21 protein-coding genes and 1 tRNA gene are annotated in these 17,437 nt (G+C 73.6%); 9 read left to right on the forward strand and 13 right to left on the reverse strand.

Features of this window, described 5'->3' with window-relative positions; all coding sequences use genetic code 11:
- Together J3473_RS06020 and J3473_RS06025 are read left to right on the forward strand one after the other, a co-directional pair.
- Positions 1–378: a sterol carrier family protein gene (locus tag J3473_RS06020; protein WP_030526445.1), complete on the forward strand. Its 378-nt coding sequence runs from the start codon at positions 1–3 to the stop codon at positions 376–378.
- Entirely contained in the window at positions 375–1,238 is an 864-nt protein-coding gene (locus tag J3473_RS06025) for an LLM class flavin-dependent oxidoreductase (RefSeq protein ID WP_242525712.1), read from the forward strand. Before J3473_RS06020 ends, J3473_RS06025 begins: the two co-directional genes overlap by 4 nt.
- A gap of 22 nt (positions 1,239–1,260) precedes the next feature.
- Here the strand turns inward: J3473_RS06025 and J3473_RS06030 are convergent, their stop codons facing one another.
- The 4 genes from J3473_RS06030 to J3473_RS06045 form a co-directional block, all read right to left on the reverse strand.
- Entirely contained in the window at positions 1,261–2,043 is a 783-nt protein-coding gene (locus tag J3473_RS06030) for an anti-sigma factor (protein WP_030526447.1), read from the reverse strand.
- On the reverse strand, positions 2,040–2,642 hold the full coding sequence (gene sigK, locus J3473_RS06035) for an ECF RNA polymerase sigma factor SigK (protein WP_207022333.1): 603 nt from the start codon (positions 2,640–2,642) through the stop codon (positions 2,040–2,042). Before sigK ends, J3473_RS06030 begins: the two co-directional genes overlap by 4 nt.
- Before the next feature lie 22 nt (positions 2,643–2,664).
- Complete coding sequence (locus tag J3473_RS06040; protein WP_207022334.1) at positions 2,665–3,312, reverse strand: fasciclin domain-containing protein; 648 nt, start codon at positions 3,310–3,312, stop codon at positions 2,665–2,667.
- A gap of 381 nt (positions 3,313–3,693) precedes the next feature.
- On the reverse strand, positions 3,694–5,280 hold the full coding sequence (locus tag J3473_RS06045; RefSeq protein WP_207022335.1) for a molybdopterin-dependent oxidoreductase: 1,587 nt from the start codon (positions 5,278–5,280) through the stop codon (positions 3,694–3,696).
- A gap of 182 nt (positions 5,281–5,462) precedes the next feature.
- Between J3473_RS06045 and J3473_RS06050 the strand changes: the two genes are divergently transcribed.
- Both J3473_RS06050 and purF read left to right on the forward strand, forming a co-directional pair.
- Entirely contained in the window at positions 5,463–5,705 is a 243-nt protein-coding gene (locus tag J3473_RS06050) for a hypothetical protein (RefSeq protein ID WP_030526451.1), read from the forward strand.
- A 79-nt stretch (positions 5,706–5,784) separates the two neighbouring features.
- Positions 5,785–7,401, forward strand: a complete 1,617-nt coding sequence (gene purF, locus J3473_RS06055; RefSeq protein WP_207022336.1) for an amidophosphoribosyltransferase — start codon at positions 5,785–5,787, stop codon at positions 7,399–7,401.
- Positions 7,402–7,487: 86 nt separating this feature from the next.
- Here the strand turns inward: purF and J3473_RS06060 are convergent, their stop codons facing one another.
- The 5 genes from J3473_RS06060 to upp all read right to left on the reverse strand — a co-directional run bounded on the left by J3473_RS06060 (position 7,488) and on the right by upp (position 12,083).
- The gene (locus J3473_RS06060) at positions 7,488–8,423 is read right to left on the reverse strand and encodes a hypothetical protein (protein ID WP_207022337.1); all 936 of its coding nucleotides are present in this window, start codon (positions 8,421–8,423) and stop codon (positions 7,488–7,490) included.
- Positions 8,424–8,579: 156 nt separating this feature from the next.
- Positions 8,580–10,067 (reverse strand): amino acid permease, encoded by a 1,488-nt coding sequence (locus J3473_RS06065; protein ID WP_030526454.1) that lies wholly within the window; start codon positions 10,065–10,067, stop codon positions 8,580–8,582.
- Positions 10,068–10,140: 73 nt separating this feature from the next.
- Positions 10,141–11,139 (reverse strand): PH domain-containing protein, encoded by a 999-nt coding sequence (locus J3473_RS06070; RefSeq protein ID WP_207022338.1) that lies wholly within the window; start codon positions 11,137–11,139, stop codon positions 10,141–10,143.
- Between the two features lie 3 nt (positions 11,140–11,142).
- Positions 11,143–11,310, reverse strand: coding sequence for a hypothetical protein (locus tag J3473_RS06075; RefSeq protein WP_169742028.1), 168 nt, complete (start codon positions 11,308–11,310; stop codon positions 11,143–11,145).
- Between the two features lie 131 nt (positions 11,311–11,441).
- The gene (gene upp / locus J3473_RS06080; protein ID WP_030526456.1) at positions 11,442–12,083 is read right to left on the reverse strand and encodes a uracil phosphoribosyltransferase; all 642 of its coding nucleotides are present in this window, start codon (positions 12,081–12,083) and stop codon (positions 11,442–11,444) included.
- A gap of 52 nt (positions 12,084–12,135) precedes the next feature.
- Between upp and J3473_RS06085 the strand changes: the two genes are divergently transcribed.
- The 4 genes from J3473_RS06085 to J3473_RS06100 all read left to right on the forward strand — a co-directional run bounded on the left by J3473_RS06085 (position 12,136) and on the right by J3473_RS06100 (position 14,178).
- A complete protein-coding gene (locus tag J3473_RS06085) occupies positions 12,136–12,585 on the forward strand; it encodes a nucleoside deaminase (RefSeq protein ID WP_207022563.1) in 450 nt (149 codons plus the stop codon).
- 105 nt (positions 12,586–12,690) lie between these two features.
- Positions 12,691–12,945: a GlsB/YeaQ/YmgE family stress response membrane protein gene (locus J3473_RS06090; protein WP_030526458.1), complete on the forward strand. Its 255-nt coding sequence runs from the start codon at positions 12,691–12,693 to the stop codon at positions 12,943–12,945.
- A 125-nt stretch (positions 12,946–13,070) separates the two neighbouring features.
- Positions 13,071–13,160, forward strand: a tRNA-Ser gene (locus tag J3473_RS06095).
- A 394-nt stretch (positions 13,161–13,554) separates the two neighbouring features.
- Complete coding sequence (locus tag J3473_RS06100) at positions 13,555–14,178, forward strand: DedA family protein (RefSeq protein ID WP_242525749.1); 624 nt, start codon at positions 13,555–13,557, stop codon at positions 14,176–14,178.
- Positions 14,179–14,182: 4 nt separating this feature from the next.
- On the opposite strand, the gene J3473_RS06105 is transcribed toward J3473_RS06100, so the two are convergent.
- From J3473_RS06105 to J3473_RS06115, 3 genes are read right to left on the reverse strand one after another with little or no spacing between them, the layout of a single operon-like run.
- Positions 14,183–14,368, reverse strand: a complete 186-nt coding sequence (locus J3473_RS06105) for a hypothetical protein (RefSeq protein WP_207022340.1) — start codon at positions 14,366–14,368, stop codon at positions 14,183–14,185.
- 50 nt (positions 14,369–14,418) lie between these two features.
- Positions 14,419–14,964, reverse strand: coding sequence for a LytR C-terminal domain-containing protein (locus J3473_RS06110; protein ID WP_207022341.1), 546 nt, complete (start codon positions 14,962–14,964; stop codon positions 14,419–14,421).
- A gap of 7 nt (positions 14,965–14,971) precedes the next feature.
- On the reverse strand, positions 14,972–15,262 hold the full coding sequence (locus J3473_RS06115; protein ID WP_030526461.1) for a type II toxin-antitoxin system VapB family antitoxin: 291 nt from the start codon (positions 15,260–15,262) through the stop codon (positions 14,972–14,974).
- Positions 15,263–15,333: 71 nt separating this feature from the next.
- Between J3473_RS06115 and J3473_RS06120 the strand changes: the two genes are divergently transcribed.
- Positions 15,334–16,983, forward strand: coding sequence for a helicase HerA-like domain-containing protein (locus J3473_RS06120; protein ID WP_207022342.1), 1,650 nt, complete (start codon positions 15,334–15,336; stop codon positions 16,981–16,983).
- Positions 16,984–17,002: 19 nt separating this feature from the next.
- Here the strand turns inward: J3473_RS06120 and J3473_RS06125 are convergent, their stop codons facing one another.
- Positions 17,003–17,395 carry a hypothetical protein gene (locus tag J3473_RS06125; protein WP_030526463.1) on the reverse strand — a complete coding sequence of 131 codons (393 nt, stop codon included), beginning with the start codon at positions 17,393–17,395 and terminating at the stop codon, positions 17,003–17,005.
- Positions 17,396–17,437 lie beyond the last annotated feature (42 nt).

A 17,437-nucleotide genomic window follows, 5' to 3' on the forward strand; every position in this document is an offset into this window, starting at 1 on the left:
ATGCCTCCCCGACGCCGCACCGACCCCGAGCTCGGCCGCGCGGCCCTGCGCCGGTGGCACGCCGACCCCGACGGCACCGACCGCGCCACGCGCGGCACCGCCGTCCGGTACGCCCTCGAGGAGCTCGCCACCCGCGCGCCCGGCAACAGCGTCGAGGTGCGGGTCCCCCCGTACGGGGTCATCCAGTGCGTCGAGGGTCCGCGCCACACGCGCGGGACCCCGCCCAACGTCGTCGAGACCGACGCCGAGACCTGGCTGCGCCTCGTCCAGGGCGAGATCCCGTGGTCGCAGGCGCTCGCCGAGGGCGTGCTGCGGGTCAGCGGCACCCGGGCCGACCTCTCCGGGCTGCTGCCCCTGGGCCGGGAGGACCGGGCGTGAGCGCCGGGGTGCGCCAGGGCGTCGTCCTCCTCACCGACGAGCCGTGGGCCGTCAGCGGGCCGCGGTGGAGGGCCGTCGAGGAGATGGGCTTCCACCACGCGTGGACCTACGACCACCTCGTGTGGGGCGGTCTGCCGGACAGCCCGTGGTTCAGCGCGATGCCGACCCTCGCGGCGGCGGCCGGCGTGACCGAGCGCATCGGCCTGGGCACGTTCGTGTCGTCCCCCAACCAGAACCACCCCTACACGTACGCGCGCGACGTCATCACGCTCGACGACCTGACCGGCGGTCGCTTCCTCTGCGGCGTCGGCACCGGCGGCGACCTCGACGCCCGGCTGCTCGGCGCCGAGCTCGCGCTGCGCGAGCGGGTCGACCGCTTCCACGAGTTCGTGCCGCTGCTCGACCGGCTCCTGCGCGAGGACCACGTCGACCACGACGGCACCTGGTACCGGACGCAGGACGCCCGCACGCTGCCCGGGCCGGTGCGCCACCGCGTGCCGCTCCTCGTCGCCGCCAACGGCCCGCGATCGGTCCGGCTCGCCGCGCGCCACGCCGACGGCTGGGTCACCTACGGCGGCAAGGGCGACACGCTCGACGCGTGGTTCGACCACGTCCGCGAGCTGGTCGCGCGCTTCGACGACGCCGTGCAGGCCGCCGGGCGCGGGCCGCTGGACCGCTACCTCTCCCTCGACTCCTCGCCGCGCTTCTCGCTGGAGTCGGCCGGGCTGCACGCCGAGATGACCGGGCGCGCCGCCGAGCTGGGGTTCACCGACGTCGTCAGCCACTGGCCGCGCGCGCAGGGCCCGTACGCGGGCGACCCCGCCGTCCTCGAGGAGGTGGCGGGGTCGCTCGGGCGCTGACGCGCGCAGGGCTCGGTCGTCGTCAGGCGACGGCCATGACGAGGATCGGCGTCGTCGTCGGGGCGGTCGACCCGCCGGCCGGCTCGACCGTGACGCCGACCGCGGCGGCGCCGTCGATCTGCCCGTCGAGGACGGCCTGGCCGCGGCCGTCGGCCGGGGTGAGGAAGCCCGCGGAGCGGGCGATCTCGTCGGAGCCGACGTACCAGAGCTGGTAGACCTTGCCGTCCGGCGCCGGGGGCATCCCGGTGACGGTGATCGCCGACTGGTCCATCTGCCGGCTGTAGGCGAGGGTCGCGGTCGTCGCGCCCTTGTGGCTGGTCACCGTGGCGGCGTCCTGGGCGCGCTCGACCTGCTGGATCGCGGTGAGCGCCGGCTGGTCGCCGGACCACGGGCTCCACGCGACGCCACCCACCGCGACGACCGCCGCGGCGGCGGCCGCGACGAGCCAGGTGCTCGTGCGCCGGAAGAGCGGGATGACCCGGGCTCCGGTGCCGGTGGCGGCGGCCTCGCCGACCGTGGGCACGCCGGGCGTGACGACGGCGGGCGGCTCGTCGGCGCGCTCGTCGGCGACGAGCGGCGGCAGCGGGCGGACGCGGGTGATGCCGGCGAGGACGGCGGAGCGCAGCTCGGCGGACGGGGTGGCCTCGGTGAGGGCGCCGAGGGAGTGCGCGGCGTCGGTGAGCTCGCCGACCTCGGCGCGGCAGGCCGCGCAGGCGGCGAGGTGCTGCTCGAAGCCGTCACGCTCGTCGCGGTCGAGGGCGTCGACCGCGTAGGCGCCGCTGAGGTGGTGAAGGTCGGGGCTCATGCCGGTACTCCCAACGTGTCCCGGAGGCGGATGAGGCCGTCCCGGATCCTGGTCTTCGCTGTTCCGAGGGGCACACCGAGGAGCTTCGCCACCTCGGTGTGCGTGTACCCCCCGAGGTAGGCGAGCTCCACGGCGCTGCGCTGGGCCTCGGTGAGGGTGGCGAGGGCCCGGCGCACGCGCTGGCCCTCGAGGGAGGTCTGGGCGGACTCCGCGGTCTGGTCGAACTCCACCTCGCGGGTCGCGACGGCGTGGGCGTCGTCGCGGCGGCGGGACGCCTCGCTCGAGCGGACCCGGTCCACCGCCGCGCGGTGGGCGATGGTCATCAGCCACGACAGGGCGCTGCCCTTCGCGGCGTCGAACCGGGAGCTCGTGCGCCAGACGTCGAGGTACACCTCCTGGGTGACCTCCTCGCTCATCGCGTGGTCACGCACGATGCGCAGCACCAGCCCGAAGACGCGCCGTGAGGTCGCGTCGTACAGGGCGGCGAACGCCTCCTCGTCGCCCCGCGCCGACCGGCGGAGCAGCTCCGCCAGGTCGGACGCGGGGGCAGCCGCCCCCCCGGGTGCAGTGGTGGGCTGTCCCGGGGAGGCGGCTGTCATGTCGTTCATCATCGCTGATGGATCAGCTCTCGGGGACGAGAACCTTGTCGATGATGTAAACCGTGGCGTTGGCGGTCTGGACGTTGCCGCAGACGATCTTCGCGTCGCCCGGGGTCACGGTGAAGTCCTCGCCGGAGCCCATGACGTCGATCGACTTGCCCGAGAGGGTCTTGTGCTCACCCGCGAGCTGGTCCGGGGAGAGCCGGCCCTCGACGACGTGGTTGGTGAGGACCGTGGTGAGCAGGCCCTTCGGGTCCTTCATCGCCGCGTCGAGCGTGGCCTTGGGCAGCGCCTCGAAGGCGTCGTTGGTCGGGGCGAAGACGGTGATGTCCTTGGCGCTGTTCAGCGTGTCGCCGAGGCCGGCCTCGCCGACCGCGGTGACGAGGGTGGACAGGACCGGGTTGTTGCTCGCCGCGGTGGCGACCGGGTCCTGGGCCATGCCGTCGAAGGAGCCGGCGCCGTCGGCCGGGACGGCCGAGCAGGCGGAGCCGAACGGGGCGTCGGCCGTGGTGGCGGTGTCCGAGGGGCTGGCCGAGGGGGCGGCGGAGGTCGCGGCGGCGGAGGAGCTCGTGCCCGAGCCGCTCGTGGCGCTGTCGTCCGAGCCGCAGGCCGCGAGGCTCAGGGGGAGGGCGAGCGCCAGGGCGGCGACGGTGAGGCGGGTCTTGCGCATGGGGGTGTCTCCTTGCGGTGTGTCGTTGTCCTGCGTACACATCTGGTTCGGAGCTGCTCGGTGGCCGGATGGGTTGGACGGCAACTTTTTTCGAGGAGCCTCCGAACCACCCGTGCGACCGGCACGGAAACGCCCTCCCCGTCGCGTCCCACCCACCCCTCCGGCCTCGACATTTCGGGGTCACCCCGAAATGTCCACGAGACAAGGGCTCGGATGCCCTGTCTCGTAGACGAACTCGTGTGTCGGCCGGGCCGGCGTACCGTCCCGGCGACCGCGTGCACGGACGGCAGCGGCGGCCGGCTCCGTGGGGAGCCGACCGCCGCTGTGTCGTGGATCACGCTGTCCGACAGGCCGATGCGCTGCCGGGCATCGGAGTGACCGTCACTCGATGGTGACGACCACCGAGTGCCAGCCGGTCGCGCCCTTGGGGAAGGGCGTCTGCCTCTTCTCGGTCTGCACCTCACCGGTCTCGTCGGTCGCGCGGACCTCGAGGGTGTGGCGTCCCGCGGGGGCGTCCCACTCCCAGTACCACTGGCGCCAGTAGTCGATGCCGGCGTCGTTGCCGAGCTTCGCCTCGGCCCAGTCGCCGCCGTCGACCCGGACCTCGACCTTCTCGATGCCGCGCTGCTGCGCCCAGGCGACACCGCCGACGACGATCTTCCCCGCCTTGGCGGTCGAGAGGGGCTTCGGGGTGTCGATCCGGCTCTCGGTGTAGATGGGTGCGTCGGTCGCCCAGTCCTTGCCGGTCCAGTACGCCGTCTTCTGCGCGTACGTCGTCGCGGTCAGCTTGGTCAGCCACTTCGTCGCGCCGACGAAGCCGTAGAGGCCGGGCGTCACGAGGCGCGCCGGGAAGCCGTGCACCGGGGGCAGCGGCTTGCCGTTCATCCCGACGGCGACGAGGGCGTCGCGGTCGTCCATCAGCGCCTGGAGAGGGGTCGAGATGGTCATCCCCTCGGTCGACTCGCTGAAGATCTGGTCGACGCCCTGCTGCACGCCGGCCCGCTCGAGCAGGTCGCGGACGGGGACGCCGAGCCAGCGGGCGGAGCCGACGTAGGGGCCGCCGACCTCGTTCGAGACGCAGGTCAGGGTGATGTCCTTCTCGATCATCGGGAGCTTGAGCAGCTCCTCGAAGGTCAGCGAGAACGGGTTGTCGACCATCCCGTCGACGGTGAGCTTCCACCCGTCGGTGCCGACCCGGGGGATGACGAGGGCGGTGTCGATCCGGTAGAAGGCGTCGTTCGGCGTGCGAAACGAGGACACCCCGCGGACCATCTCCTCGAGGCCCTGGGGGAGGGGCTCCAGCGTCGTCGCCGGGGTCGGGAGGACGACGTCACCGGTCGACGCCGTGCTGCGGGCGAGGGACTGGCCGATGCCGCCACCGGTCGCGGCGACCGCACCGAGGCCGGCGGCCGCGGCGAGGACGGTGCGACGCCCGCTCGTGCCGTCGCCGTGGGCGGTGCGGTCGGGACCGGCGCCCGAGGCCGGGTCCGCCGAGGCAGCGCCCCAGCGGTCGAGGACGCCGAGGAACCATCCGGCGGCCAGCACGCCGACGACCGCGGTGACGAACCCGGGCAGGAGCGAGACGGCCGATGCGGTGGGGCGGGTGGCCGCGGCCGCGAGCGCCAGCACGGCGAGGACGCCGACGATCGCCAGGCCGAGCGTGCGCCGGCGGCGGGCGACGACACCGGCGAGCCCGGCGAGGATCAGCGTGACGACGGTGACGGACCCGACGAGGATCGGCTTGTCGGCCGTGCCGAACGTCGAGACCGCCCACTCCTTGACGGGGGTGGGCGTGGCGTCGATGACGGTGGACCCGACGGCGAGGACGGGGGAGGACTCGGGGGCCACGAAGCCGGCGACGAGGTGGCCGACGCCCGCCCCGGCGGCCGTCGCGAGCAGCGTGCCCAGCGCGTACCAGCCGCGGGCCGGCCGCTGCGTGGCTGCGGTCTGGGGGGAGGTGGTGGTCATGGCAGTCCTTCGGAGCGGGCGGGCCCGGCGGATGGTGCGCGGCAGGCGGGGAGAGCACCATCCTCCCGCGGCGCCGGGGGTCCGGGGCGGTGGTCGCCCGGGATGCCTGCGGGCGGCCCAACCCTCGACGGCGGCCGCCGCGGATGCGGCCGGCGCCCGCCGCGTCACCTACCGTGGGAGCCGTGAAGACCGCCCGCCCTCCCCGCTTCCTCCCGTTCATCCTCACGGGCGCGGTCCTCGGGTTCGTCCTGGGCGCCGCGGTCGCGGACTTCGGCTGGCTGGAGAACACCGACACGGTCCTCGCGCAGAAGCAGTACTCGGCCACGACCGCCGTCGGCTACCTCGGCGTCCTCGGCGCCTGCCTCTTCGCGCTCCTCGCCGCGCTCCTCGCGCTGGGCCTGGAGCGCCTCTCCCGCCGGGACTGACCCCTCCGCGCCGGCCGCGCTCCCGTCCGGCGGCCGGACTCCCCCGGGGCTCGGCCCGCCGCGTGAGAGGATGGAGCACGTGCCACGCGGAGACGGACGCCTCAGCCACGACCTCCTTCCCGGTGAGAAGGGGCCCCAGGACGCGTGCGGCGTGTTCGGGGTCTGGGCGCCGGGCGAGGAGGTCGCCAAGCTCGCCTACTACGGCCTGTACGCGCTGCAGCACCGCGGCCAGGAGTCGGCGGGCATCGCGACCTCGGACGGCAGCCGCCTGCTCGTCTACAAGGACATGGGCCTGGTCTCGCAGGTGTTCGACGAGCGCTCGCTCGGGGCGCTGCGCGGTCACCTCGCCGTCGGCCACTGCCGCTACTCGACGACCGGTGGCTCGACCTGGGAGAACGCCCAGCCGACCCTCGACGGGCACGCCGGCGGCACCGTCGCGCTCGCGCACAACGGCAACCTCATCAACTCGGCCGAGCTGCGCGACGTCGTCGCCGGCCACCGCGTCGACGGCCAGCGCGGCGAGCTCGCCCGCGGCAACACGACCGACACCGCGCTCGTCACCGCGCTGCTGACCGCCGACCCCGACCGCACCGTCGAGGCCGCGGCGCTCGAGGTGCTGCCGATGCTGCGCGGCGCCTTCTGCCTCGTCTTCATGGACGAGCACACGCTCTACGCGGCGCGCGATCCGCAGGGCATCCGGCCGCTCGTCATCGGCCGCCTCGAGCGCGGCTGGGTCGTGGCGTCCGAGACCGCGGCGCTCGACATCGTCGGCGCCTCGTTCGTCCGCGAGGTCGAGCCCGGTGAGCTCGTCGCCATCGACGAGGACGGCCTGCGCTCGCAGCGCTTCGCCGAGGCCGAGCCCAAGGGCTGCGTCTTCGAGTACGTCTACCTCGCCCGCCCGGACACGACGATCAACGGCCGCGGCGTGCACGAGTCGCGGGTCCAGATGGGCCGGCAGCTGGCGCGCGAGCACCCGGTCGAGGCCGACCTCGTCATGCCGACGCCGGAGTCCGGCACGCCCGCCGCCATCGGCTACGCGCAGGAGTCGGGCATCCCCTACGGCCAGGGCCTGGTCAAGAACTCCTACGTCGGGCGCACGTTCATCGCCCCGTCGCAGACCATCCGGCAGCTCGGCATCCGGCTCAAGCTCAACCCGCTGCGCGACGTCATCCGGGGCAAGCGGCTCGTCGTCGTCGACGACTCGATCGTCCGCGGCAACACGCAGCGCGCGCTCGTGCGGATGCTGCGCGAGGCCGGGGCCGCCGAGGTGCACGTGCGCATCTCGTCGCCGCCGGTGCGCTGGCCGTGCTTCTACGGCATCGACTTCGCGACCCGGGCCGAGCTCATCGCGACCGGCCTCGGGGTCGAGGAGGTGCGCAACTCCATCGGCGCCGACAGCCTCGGGTACATCTCGGAGGACGGGATGATCGGGGCGACCGAGCAGCCGCGCGAGCGCCTGTGCACGGCGTGCTTCTCGGGGCAGTACCCGGTGACGCTGCCCGAGGACGGCCGGCTCGGCAAGGGCGTGCTCGAGCTGGAGCTGCCCCTCGACGACGACGGCGCCCCCGCGCAGCGGCCGCTCGGGGAGCGGCACCCGCACCGGCAGGCGCCCCTCGTCGACGTGCCGGTGCTCGACGTCGACGGGGTGCAGACCTCGGCCGGCGGCGGCGCCTCCGAGGCGGTCCTGCGCCCCTGACCCCGACGGTTCGCCGCGGTTCGAGGTGAAACCCGACCGCGAGAAGGTCGCATTTCACCTCGACTCCCGGTGGAGGTGTGGCGGTGTCAGGCGGCGCGCCGGACCCGTGACCAGTACGCGGCGCAGATCTGGTCGAGAAACGGGTCGGGGTCGAGGCGCCAGGCGATGAGCCCGACCCGCAGCACGAGGTCGTCGCCGAGCGCGACGGTGTTCTGCCGCAGCGTGTCGTCACCGGGCTGGAGGCCGGCGAGGTGCCCCGCGCCGTCGACCTCGACGACGAGCCGGGCCTCGCGCCACTCGACGTCGAGGTAGGCCCGACCACCCGGCAGCCGCCGGATGGTCTGACGCGACGGTTCCGGGAGCCCGCGACGACGGCACGCCGCGACGACATCGAGCTCACCGAGGGAGTGCGCGCCCGCGGCGACGTCGCGCGCGAGGCGGGGGACCAGCGCCCGTCGGGTGCGCATCCGGACCTCGTCGGCGGCCGCGACGAGCTGCTCGCCGGTGCACAGGCGCTGCTGCACCGGCAGGACGAGGAGCAGGGCCGCCTGCCGGTCGCTGACCGCCCAGTGGGCCGCCCGCACCGCGGCGACGGCGACGCGGGTCCTCGGCAGACCCGACGGCAGGAGCTCGTCCGGCACCCGCCGCGCGACCTTGTGGATGACGACGTCCTCCACGTCCTCGACCTCGGCGGTGTGCCGGACGGACACGTGCACCCGGTCGTCGTCGTACCCGGTCAGTCCGGCGTGCTGCAGCGCGGTGACGCCGTCGACGGCCGCGATCTGCTCACCGACCTCCCAGACCGCCCTCCACCGCCGGGCGACGTCGTCGAGCGGCCCCGTGGACGTCGCGACGGTCTGCACGCCGTGCGCGGCCCAGCGCTCGGCCGCGAGCTCGCGCCGGACCATCCGGTGGTCGACCCCGACGGAGCGCAGGAGGGCTCGCGACAGCACGCCGCCGTAGCCGACGGCGCGGTCGCGCGCCGCCCGTCGCCGGGCGGTGGTCGTGGGAGGTGCGTCCATCCGGCGAGCGTGCATCGGCGGCACGGTCGCGGCCAGTCCCGCGGGGGCATCTGTGGACGAGCCTCACGGTGAGCCGACCCTGTGGACAGGCGGGTCGAGGTGAAACCCGACCGCGAGAGGGTCGGGTTTCACCTCGAACGGGGTGGGCCGGAGGCGTCAGGCGTCGGCGGCGACCTTGGCGTCGTCCTCGTCGGTGCGACCGTGCAGCCGCGAGCGCTTGTACCCGTAGAAGAAGTAGATGCCGAAGCCGAGCAGCATCCAGATGAGGAACCGCAGCCACGTCTCGACCGACAGGTTGAGCATGAGGTAGATGCTGATGAGCGCCGCGAGGACCGGCAGCACGGGGTTGCCGGGGACCTTGAAGGCCCGCTGGAGGTCGGGGCGGCGCTTGCGCAGCACCGGCACGGCGAGCGAGACGAGCGCGAACGCCGACAGCGTGCCGATGTTCACCATCTCCTCGAGCTTGCCGATGGGCGTCAGCGAGGCCACGAGGGCGACGACGGTGCCGATGGCGAGCGTCAGCCGCACGGGCGTGCCGGTGCGCGGGTTCGTGCGGCCGATCGAGGGCGGCAGCAGCCGGTCGCGGGACATCGCGAAGGTCACGCGGGTCGCGCCGATGATCAGCGTCATGACGACGGTCATGAGGCCCGCGACGGCGCCGGCGGCGATGAGGGTCGCGTACCCCGGCTTCCCGACCGACTCGAAGGCCGCCGCGAGCGCGGCGTCCGGGTTGATCTTGTCGTACTTGACCATCCCGGTGATGACGAGCGTCGTCGCGACGTAGAGGACGGTGCAGATGACGAGCGAGGCGATGATGCCGATCGGCAGGTCGCGCTGCGGGTTCTTCGCCTCCTCGGCGGTCGTCGCGACGACGTCGAAGCCGATGTACGCGAAGAAGACGATGGCCGCGCCGGAGACGATGCCGAGCACCCCGTACGTCGTCGGCTCGAGGCCGAAGAGCACCTGGATGAGCGGAGCCGTCAGGCCGCTCGTCTGCTCGCCCGCGGTGGCCGGCGGGACGAACGGCGAGTAGTTCGCGCTGTTGACGAACGCCAGGCCGGCGAAGATGACGAAGAGGACGATGAAGAGCTTGACCGCCACGAGCACGAGGTTGACCCGCAGCGACTCCTTGATGCCGATCGCGATGAGCGCGGTGAGCAGCGCGACGAGCACGAACGCCGGCAGGTCGAAGTGCGAGCCGGGGGCGACGGCCTCGGGGACGGTGACGCCGAACTTGTCGAGCAGGAGCGTCGCGTACTGCGACCAGCCCTGGGCGACGACGCTCGCGCCGAGCATCAGCTCGAGCAGGAGGTCCCAGCCGATGATCCACGCGACGATCTCGCCGAGGGACGCGTACGAGAAAGTGTACGCCGACCCGGACACCGGCACGGTGGAGGCGAACTCGGCGTAGCAGAGCGCCGCGAGCCCGCAGCAGACCGCGGCGAGGACGAACGAGATCGCGATCGACGGGCCCGCGTAGTCGGCGGCCGCGCGACCGGTCAGCGTGAAGATGCCGGCGCCGATGATGACGCCGATCCCGAAGACCGTGAGGTCGAGGGCGGACAGCTTCTTCTTGAGCTGGAACTCCGGGTCCTCGGTCTCCTTGATCGACTCCTCGATCGTCTTGGTCCGCATGACGCCCATGACACGCTCCCGTCGTCGGTGCTCTCGGCAGCCGAGACGCTAGCGGACACCGAACCCCCTGCGGGGGTTGCGGTCAGGGTCGCTCGTCGACCCACTCCCGCGGCGGGTAGAGCGGGATGGCGCGCGCGTGGTCGTCGTCGGCCCCGCGAGGGGCGGCCCCCGCCGTGGAGTCCTGGTCGAAGGGCACGTCCTCGGAGCGAGAACCGGTGCGCACGACCGGGATCTCGCCGGTGTCGCCGAGCGAGCGCGGCGCGAGGTTGGAGCTGCGGTACCAGGACTCCGGCGCGCGGGTCGTCCCGCTCGTGGGCATCGACGGGTAGCCGGGGTCGGTGACCGAGACCCCGCCACCGGGGACGCCGGGGTCCGTGCCGCGCGGGCCGCGGCCACGCGGCGGGCCACCGCCGCCGTCGTCGGGCCCGTCCGAGCCGTCGGGCCCGTCGGGTCCGTCATCGCGGCGGCGCGGACGCCGGGGCAGCTTCGGCCACGACCGCCCTGTGCCGGAACGGCGTTCGCGCGGCTTCTCACCGAAGATCTCGGAGTTGAGGGCGGCGTTGACGTGGTCGGGTTCGGGGATGAAGGTCAGCTCGCGCAGGCCCTGCTCCTGGCCGGCGCTCTCGATGATGATCGTGCCGAACCCGAGCAGCTCACCGACGAGCGGGCGCCGGTAGGTCATGTCGGTGACCTTGGTGAGCCGCATCATCGGCACGCTGACGTCGAGGACGCCCTCGTGCCGGAGGATGCGCTTGTTCGTCACGACGATCCAGCGGTAGCGCCGCTGCAGCTCGGCCCAGCCGAGCCGGGCCAGGCCGACGAGCAGGACGATGCCGGTCAGCCGCAGCAGGGGCTCGGCCACGTGCAGCCCGGCGTCGAACCACAGGTAGACGACGAACGCGGCCGCGGGCCAGAGCGCCTGGCGCAGGAGGACCGCCGGGTGCTGGCGGGTGCGGATGACGATGCGCTCACCCTGCGCGAGCTGCCGCTCGAGGCTGCGGGCCACCCGCCGGGGCATCGCCTCGAGGTCGACCTCGACGCTGTCCGGGGTCCCGTCCGTGACGGAGTGGGCCCGGCGCACGGGTCAGCCGTTCAGCAGGCTGTCGAAGAAGCGCCCGATGTTGCTCACGCCGTTGGAGACGACGTCCCAGGCCGAGCCGAAGATGCTCGCGGCGGAGTCGGGCGAGGTGAGGATCGCGTACAGGAGGAAGACGACGACGAGCCACATCACGATCTTCTTGACCGGGGGCATGGCGTGGATCCTCCTGCGTGCGGGCGCGGCGTGGGGCACGCCTCGCCGATGATCGTCCCAGATGTGACGGGTGTGACGGACGAGGTGGCTGGGACCGGGCGTGTCGCGCCCGGCCCCGACCGGGGCGCGGGCTACTGCGCGACGCCGTAGAGGCGGTCACCCGCGTCGCCGAGGCCCGGCACGATGTAGCCGACCTCGTTGAGCTTCTCGTCGATGGCGCCGGTGACGAGGGTGACCGGCGCGCTGAGGTCGGCGACCGACTCCTCGAGGTGCGCGATCCCCTCGGGGGCGGCGAGCAGGGTGACGGCCGTGATGTCGTCGGCGCCGCGCTCGACGAGGTAGCGGATGGCGTCGGCCATCGAGCCACCCGTCGCGAGCATCGGGTCGAGGACGTAGACCTGGCGGCCGGAGAGGTCGTCGGGCAGGCGGTTGGCGTACGTGACGGCCTCGAGGGTCTCCTCGTCGCGCTGCATCCCGAGGAAGCCGACCTCGGCGCTCGGCAGCAGCCGGACCATGCCCTCGAGCATCCCGAGCCCGGCGCGCAGGATCGGGACGATGAGCGGCTTGGGGTTGGAGAGCTTGATGCCCGTCGTGGGCGCGACCGGCGTCTCGATCTCGAACGGCTCCACGCGGACCTCGCGCGTCGCCTCGTAGGCGAGGAGGGTCATCAGCTCCTCGGCGAGGCGGCGGAAGGTCGGCGAGTCCGTCCGCTTGTCCCGGAGGTAGGTCAGCTTGTGGGCGATGAGCCGGTGGTCCGGGTTGATCACGCGCATGGGTGAAACTTAGCGCGTGCCGACTCCACCCGACCCCGCCGCCGAGGCGTGGATGCGCCGGGCGCTGGCCCTCGCCGGGCGCGCCGCGGCCGCCGGTGACGTGCCCGTCGGGGCGGTCGTCGTCGACCCCGCCGGCGTCGTCGTCGGCGAGGGGTTCAACGTCCGCGAGGCCGAGGGCGACCCCACCGGGCACGCCGAGGTCGTCGCGCTGCGGGCCGCGGCGCGGGCCATCGGCACGTGGCGGCTCGAGGGCCACCGGCTCGTCGTGACGATGGAGCCCTGCCCGATGTGCGCCGGGGCGCTCGTCCTCGCCCGCGTGGCGCAGGTCGTCCTCGGGGCGTGGGACCCCAAGCTCGGGGCGTGCGGGTCGGTGTGGGACGTGCCGCGGGACCGGCGGGTGACGCACCGGGTCGAGGTCGTCGGCGGGGTGCTCGAGGAGGAGTGCGGGGCGGTCGTGCGCGACTTCTTCGCGGGGCACCGAGGGGCGTCGTCGGGCGCCTGACCAGTTCGTCTGCACCGTGTCGAAACTCTGTCGAACGTTCCTGCTAGGTTCGACAGCGAACGGCTCCGACCGGGGCCGTGCACGTGTGAACGAAAGGGCCACCCCATGGGCATCATCGGCTGGATCATCATCGGCGGTCTCGCCGGCTGGGTCGCGAGCAAGATCATGAACACCGACGCGCAGCAGGGCATCATCCTCAACATCGTCGTCGGCATCATCGGCGCCCTCATCGGCGGCTTCCTCCTCGGCGCGTTCGGCGTCGACACCGACGGCAGCGGCATCATCGTCAGCTTCATCACCGCGCTCATCGGCGCGTGCATCCTCCTGTTCGCCGTCAAGGCCGTCACCAAGCGGGCCTGACCCGGCTCGGCCGAACCCTCCGGCCGCCTGTCCACGACGCCGCCCCCACCCTCCGCGGGGGCGGCGTCGTGGCGTCCCCGGCCCCGATTTCCGGCCGGTCCCGGGGCTCGGGTAGCCTCTCCGGCGGTGGCGTGTCCGAGCGGCCTAAGGAGCACGCCTCGAAAGCGTGTGAGGGTTTACGCCCTCCGTGGGTTCAAATCCCACCGCCACCGCCAGCACCAGGACCCCCGGGCGCACCGCGCCCGGGGGGCCTCGCGTCTCCGGGCCCGGGCCGGGGCGCCGTGCCGGGGTGATGTTGCGGTGCCGAGGTGGTCCCGCCCGGCCGCGGTCCCCTCGCCGTGCCGTGCCGTCCTGCCGCCCCGGCACGGCGAGGTCACCCCGGTAAGGCGAGGTCACCCCGACCCCGCATCGGGACCGTGCGCCGCGGAAGGGAAACCTTGCGGGGTGGAAGGGAAACCTTGCCGCGGGCAAGGGAAACCTTCCGCAGCGCAAGGAACACCGTGCGGGATGGAAGGGAAACCTTCCGTGGCGAGAGGATCCCGGGAGGGCCCACCTCCACAGCGGAGACACAGCCGACTCCCGGCCCGCGAGCGGGCTGCGCGGTGGATGATGTCGCTCGTGTCCAGCCTCCTCGAGCAGATCCTCGGGCAGCCGGCGTGGGTCGTCTACCTCGTCGTCGGGCTCGTCGTCCTCGTCGAGGACGCCCTCTTCGTCGGCTTCGTCGTGCCCGGCGAGACCGCCGCCATCCTCGGAGGCGTGACGGCCGCGATCGGCCACACCTCGCTGCCCTGGGTCGCGGTCGTCGTCATCGGCGCCGCGGTCGTCGGCGACAGCATCGGCTACGAGGTCGGGCGGGTGCTCGGACCGCGGCTCACCGAGGCCCGGATGCTGCGCCGCGCCCGGCCGCGCGTGGAGCAGGCGCAGGACTTCCTCGTGCGGCGCGGCGCGGTGTCGGTCTTCCTCGCCCGCTGGACCGCGTTCCTGCGGGCGGTCGTCCCCGCGCTCGCCGGCTCCTCGGGCCTGCGCTACCCGACCTTCCTCGTGTGGAACCTGCTCGGCGGGCTGGCCTGGGGGGCGACGGTCGTCGTCGGCGGCTACCTCGCCGGCCGCAGCTACCAGCGCCTCGAGAGCTGGCTCGGGACCGGCTCGCTCGTCGTCGTCGCGGTCATCGTCCTCGTCGCGGTGGTCGTCCACCGCCGCCGTCGCAGCAGCCACCGCGCGGCGCGCGCCTGAGGGGTCAGCGGCGCCCGTGGGGGTTGACGAGCGTGGCCGCGGCCCACGACCCGGCGAAGGTCAGCAGCGCCGCCAGCACGAACACCCACACGCCGTCGACGACGGCCTCGGCCACCGCCAGCGAGAGCAGCATCACCGCGAGCGCCGTCCCCGCCGCCCGGACCGTCGCGAAGTACGTCCCCGTGTCCATGGCGGGCAGCGTAGGGCCGCCGCGTCGCGCGGGCGCGACGGCACGCGGGATCAGGAGGCCGAGGGCTCCGGGCACATCGGCAGCTGCCCGGAGGGGGCGACGTAGGGCCGGACGGTGGTGAACTTCGTGCCCAGCGCGACCTCGACGCTGCCGTCGGTCCGCTGGTCGAGGACCGGCTTGGCCCCCTTGGGCATGAGGCTCATCAGCAGCGTGGCGTCGGCGCGCCCGGCCTCGCCGTAGCGCACCTCGGCCACGGCGGGGGTCTTGCGCGTCGAGGTGTCGTTGCCGACCTTGCCGATGACGAAGCCCTGCTTCTCGAGCTGCTGGGCGGTGCGCGAGGCGAGGTTGGGGCGGTTCGTCGCGTTGTACACGTTCACGGTGACCTGACCGGGGACGCGCTCGTCCGGGTCGTAGGGCCGACAAGTGGCAGCGGGCGGGCGGTTGGCCCGCGCCTGCTCGTCGGCGCGGTAGTACGAGAGGGCGTACCAGAAGGCGAAGAACAGGCCGAGCAGGACGACGCCGATGACGACGACCGCACGACGGCGGCGACGGCGGGCCTCGACGGAGACCGGCGCCTCGTCCGCGTACTCGCTCACGGCGGGCTCAGAGGGCCAGCACGCGGGCGTGCAGGGTCGGGCGCTGGTGCAGGGCCGCGCGCAGGGCGCGGTGCAGGCCGTCCTCGAGGTAGAGGGTGCCCTCCCACTCGACGACGTGCGCGAACAGGTCGCCGTAGAACGTCGAGTCCTCGGCGAGCAGCGCGTGCAGGTCGAGCTCGCGCTTGGTCGTCACGAGCTCGTCGAGCCGGACGAGCCGCGGGGGCACGTTCGACCACTGCCGCCCCGTGTACCCGTGGTCCGGGTACGGGCGCGCGTCGCCGACGGCCTTGAAGATCACGCCGACCACTCTATGGGGCCGGGCGGGCGAGGTCCGGCCGCGAAACCCCGGCGCGCACTACATTGGCGCGGGTGAGCGACAGCAGCGAGTCCACCCTCCTCGACGCGATCCGGGCCGGCTACACCGTCGAGGGGCCGTCCCTCGAGCTCGGCGCGGCGGTCGTCGACGGCGCCGCCCACCCGGACGCGGTCGTCCGCATCCCGCTCTCGGCGATGAACCGCCACGGCCTCGTCGCCGGCGCCACCGGGACCGGCAAGACCAAGACGCTCCAGCTGATGGCCGAGCAGCTCGCCGCCCAGGGCGTGCCGGTGTTCCTCGCCGACGTCAAGGGCGACCTCTCCGGGATGGCGAGCGCCGGCGAGGCCAACGAGCGCATCACGTCCCGCTCGCAGGAGGTCGGCCTGCCGTGGACCCCGACCGCCTACCCCGTCGAGTTCTTCGCCCTCGGCGGCCAGGGCAAGGGCATCCCGGTGCGCGCCGCGGTGTCGACCTTCGGGCCGACGCTGCTCGCGAAGGTCCTGGGGCTCAACGCGACCCAGGAGTCGAGCCTCGGGCTGGTCTTCCACTACGCCGACAAGCGGGGGCTCTTCCTCGACACGATCGCCGACCTGCGCGCGGTCGTGCAGCACCTCACCTCGGACGAGGGCAAGGCCGACCTCAAGGAGCTCGGCGGGCTGTCGTCGGCGACGGCCGGCGTCATCCTGCGCGAGCTCATCACCTTCTCGGACCAGGGCGCCGACGCGTTCTTCGGCCTGCCCGAGCTCGACACCGCCCAGCTGCTGCGCACCGCCCCCGACGGGCGCGGTCTCGTCTCGATGCTCGAGCTCCCGGCGGTGCAGGACCGGCCGCAGCTGTTCTCGACCTTCCTCATGTGGCTGCTCGCGGACCTCTTCCACGACCTGCCCGAGGTCGGCGACCTCGACAAGCCGAAGCTCGTCTTCTTCTTCGACGAGGCGCACCTGCTCTTCTCGGACGCGTCCAAGGAGTTCCGCGACGCCATCCAGCAGACGGTCCGCCTCATCCGCTCCAAGGGCGTCGGCGTCTTCTTCGTCACCCAGTCGCCCAAGGACGTCCCGGCCGACGTCCTCGCGCAGCTCGGCAACCGGGTGCAGCACGCGCTGCGGGCGTTCACCCCGGACGACGCGGCCGCGCTCAAGGCGGCGGTCAAGACCTACCCGAGGACCGAGTACGACCTCGCCGAGCTGCTCACCTCGCTCGGCACCGGCGAGGCCGTCGTCACCGTCCTGTCCGAGAAGGGCGTCCCGACCCCGGTCGCGTGGACGCGGATGCGGGCCCCCGAGTCGCTCATGGGTCCCTCGCCCGACGCCGTCGTCGACGCCGCGGTCGCCGCCTCGCCCCTGACCGCGCAGTACGCGCAGGCGCAGGAGCGCGACTCGGCCGCCGAGATGCTCGGCAAGGCCACGCAGGAGCGCGTCGCCGCCCAGCAGGCCGCGACCGAGGCCGAGGCCCGCGCGACGGCGGACGCCGCGGCGGAGCAGGAGGCCGCGAGGGCCCGCGCGGCGGCCGAGCAGGCCGCGGCGAAGGAGCGGGCCGCGGCCGAGAAGGCGCGCGCCGCGGAGGAGCGCCGCCGGGCGCAGGAGCCGGGCATGGTCGAGCAGGTCGTCCAGTCCTCGGCGTTCCGCTCGATGCTGCGCTCGGCCGGCACGGCGCTGGGCCGCGAGATCACCCGGTCGATCTTCGGGACCACCCGACGGCGGTGAGCCGCACCGGGACCCGCGGTCAGAGCGCGAGGACCGCCCGCGCGTAGGCGCACTCGAGGTCCGCGTCCTCGACGGAGTGCAGGTCGCCGGGGCCGGTCGCGTACTCGACGCGCCAGCCCTCGGTCGTGCGCACCACCGCTGAGAGCCGGTTGCCGAGCAGCCCGCGCAGCTGGTCCTCGCGCGGCAGCCAGAGGGCCTGGTCGAGCGTCACCGAGTCCAGCGCCCACTCCGTCGTGCCGTTGAAGCCCAGCAGCGACCGGCCGCCGTAGGAGTGGACCTCGACCGTCAGGTCGGAGATCCAGAAGACGTCGCCGGTCAGCAGCTCGGTGTCGATGACGAAGCGGTCTCCGGGCGAGGGCTCCCACAGCACGCCGGCCTCGACGAGGTCGCGGGCCAGCTCGACGGTGATCACCGTCCCAGTGTCACCCGGTCGGGGCCCTCGTGGCGAGGTCGG

The organism is Phycicoccus sp. DTK01 (assembly GCF_017312765.1).
Taxonomy (GTDB): Bacteria; Actinomycetota; Actinomycetes; order Actinomycetales; family Dermatophilaceae; genus Phycicoccus; species Phycicoccus jejuensis.

Coding starts and splice junctions, on each gene's coding strand:
- J3473_RS06020 (WP_030526445.1), top strand. CDS start 1: ATGCCTCCCCGACGCCGCACCGACCCCGAGCTCGGCCGCGCGGCCCTG.
- J3473_RS06030 (WP_030526447.1), bottom strand. CDS start 2,043: ATGAGCCCCGACCTTCACCACCTCAGCGGCGCCTACGCGGTCGACGCC.
- sigK (WP_207022333.1), bottom strand. CDS start 2,642: ATGACAGCCGCCTCCCCGGGACAGCCCACCACTGCACCCGGGGGGGCG.
- J3473_RS06040 (WP_207022334.1), bottom strand. CDS start 3,312: ATGCGCAAGACCCGCCTCACCGTCGCCGCCCTGGCGCTCGCCCTCCCC.
- J3473_RS06045 (WP_207022335.1), bottom strand. CDS start 5,280: ATGACCACCACCTCCCCCCAGACCGCAGCCACGCAGCGGCCGGCCCGC.
- J3473_RS06060 (WP_207022337.1), bottom strand. CDS start 8,423: ATGGACGCACCTCCCACGACCACCGCCCGGCGACGGGCGGCGCGCGAC.
- J3473_RS06065 (WP_030526454.1), bottom strand. CDS start 10,067: ATGGGCGTCATGCGGACCAAGACGATCGAGGAGTCGATCAAGGAGACC.
- J3473_RS06075 (WP_169742028.1), bottom strand. CDS start 11,310: ATGCCCCCGGTCAAGAAGATCGTGATGTGGCTCGTCGTCGTCTTCCTC.
- upp (WP_030526456.1), bottom strand. CDS start 12,083: ATGCGCGTGATCAACCCGGACCACCGGCTCATCGCCCACAAGCTGACC.
- J3473_RS06085 (WP_207022563.1), top strand. CDS start 12,136: ATGCGCCGGGCGCTGGCCCTCGCCGGGCGCGCCGCGGCCGCCGGTGAC.
- J3473_RS06090 (WP_030526458.1), top strand. CDS start 12,691: ATGGGCATCATCGGCTGGATCATCATCGGCGGTCTCGCCGGCTGGGTC.
- J3473_RS06100 (WP_242525749.1), top strand. CDS start 13,555: ATGTCGCTCGTGTCCAGCCTCCTCGAGCAGATCCTCGGGCAGCCGGCG.
- J3473_RS06105 (WP_207022340.1), bottom strand. CDS start 14,368: ATGGACACGGGGACGTACTTCGCGACGGTCCGGGCGGCGGGGACGGCG.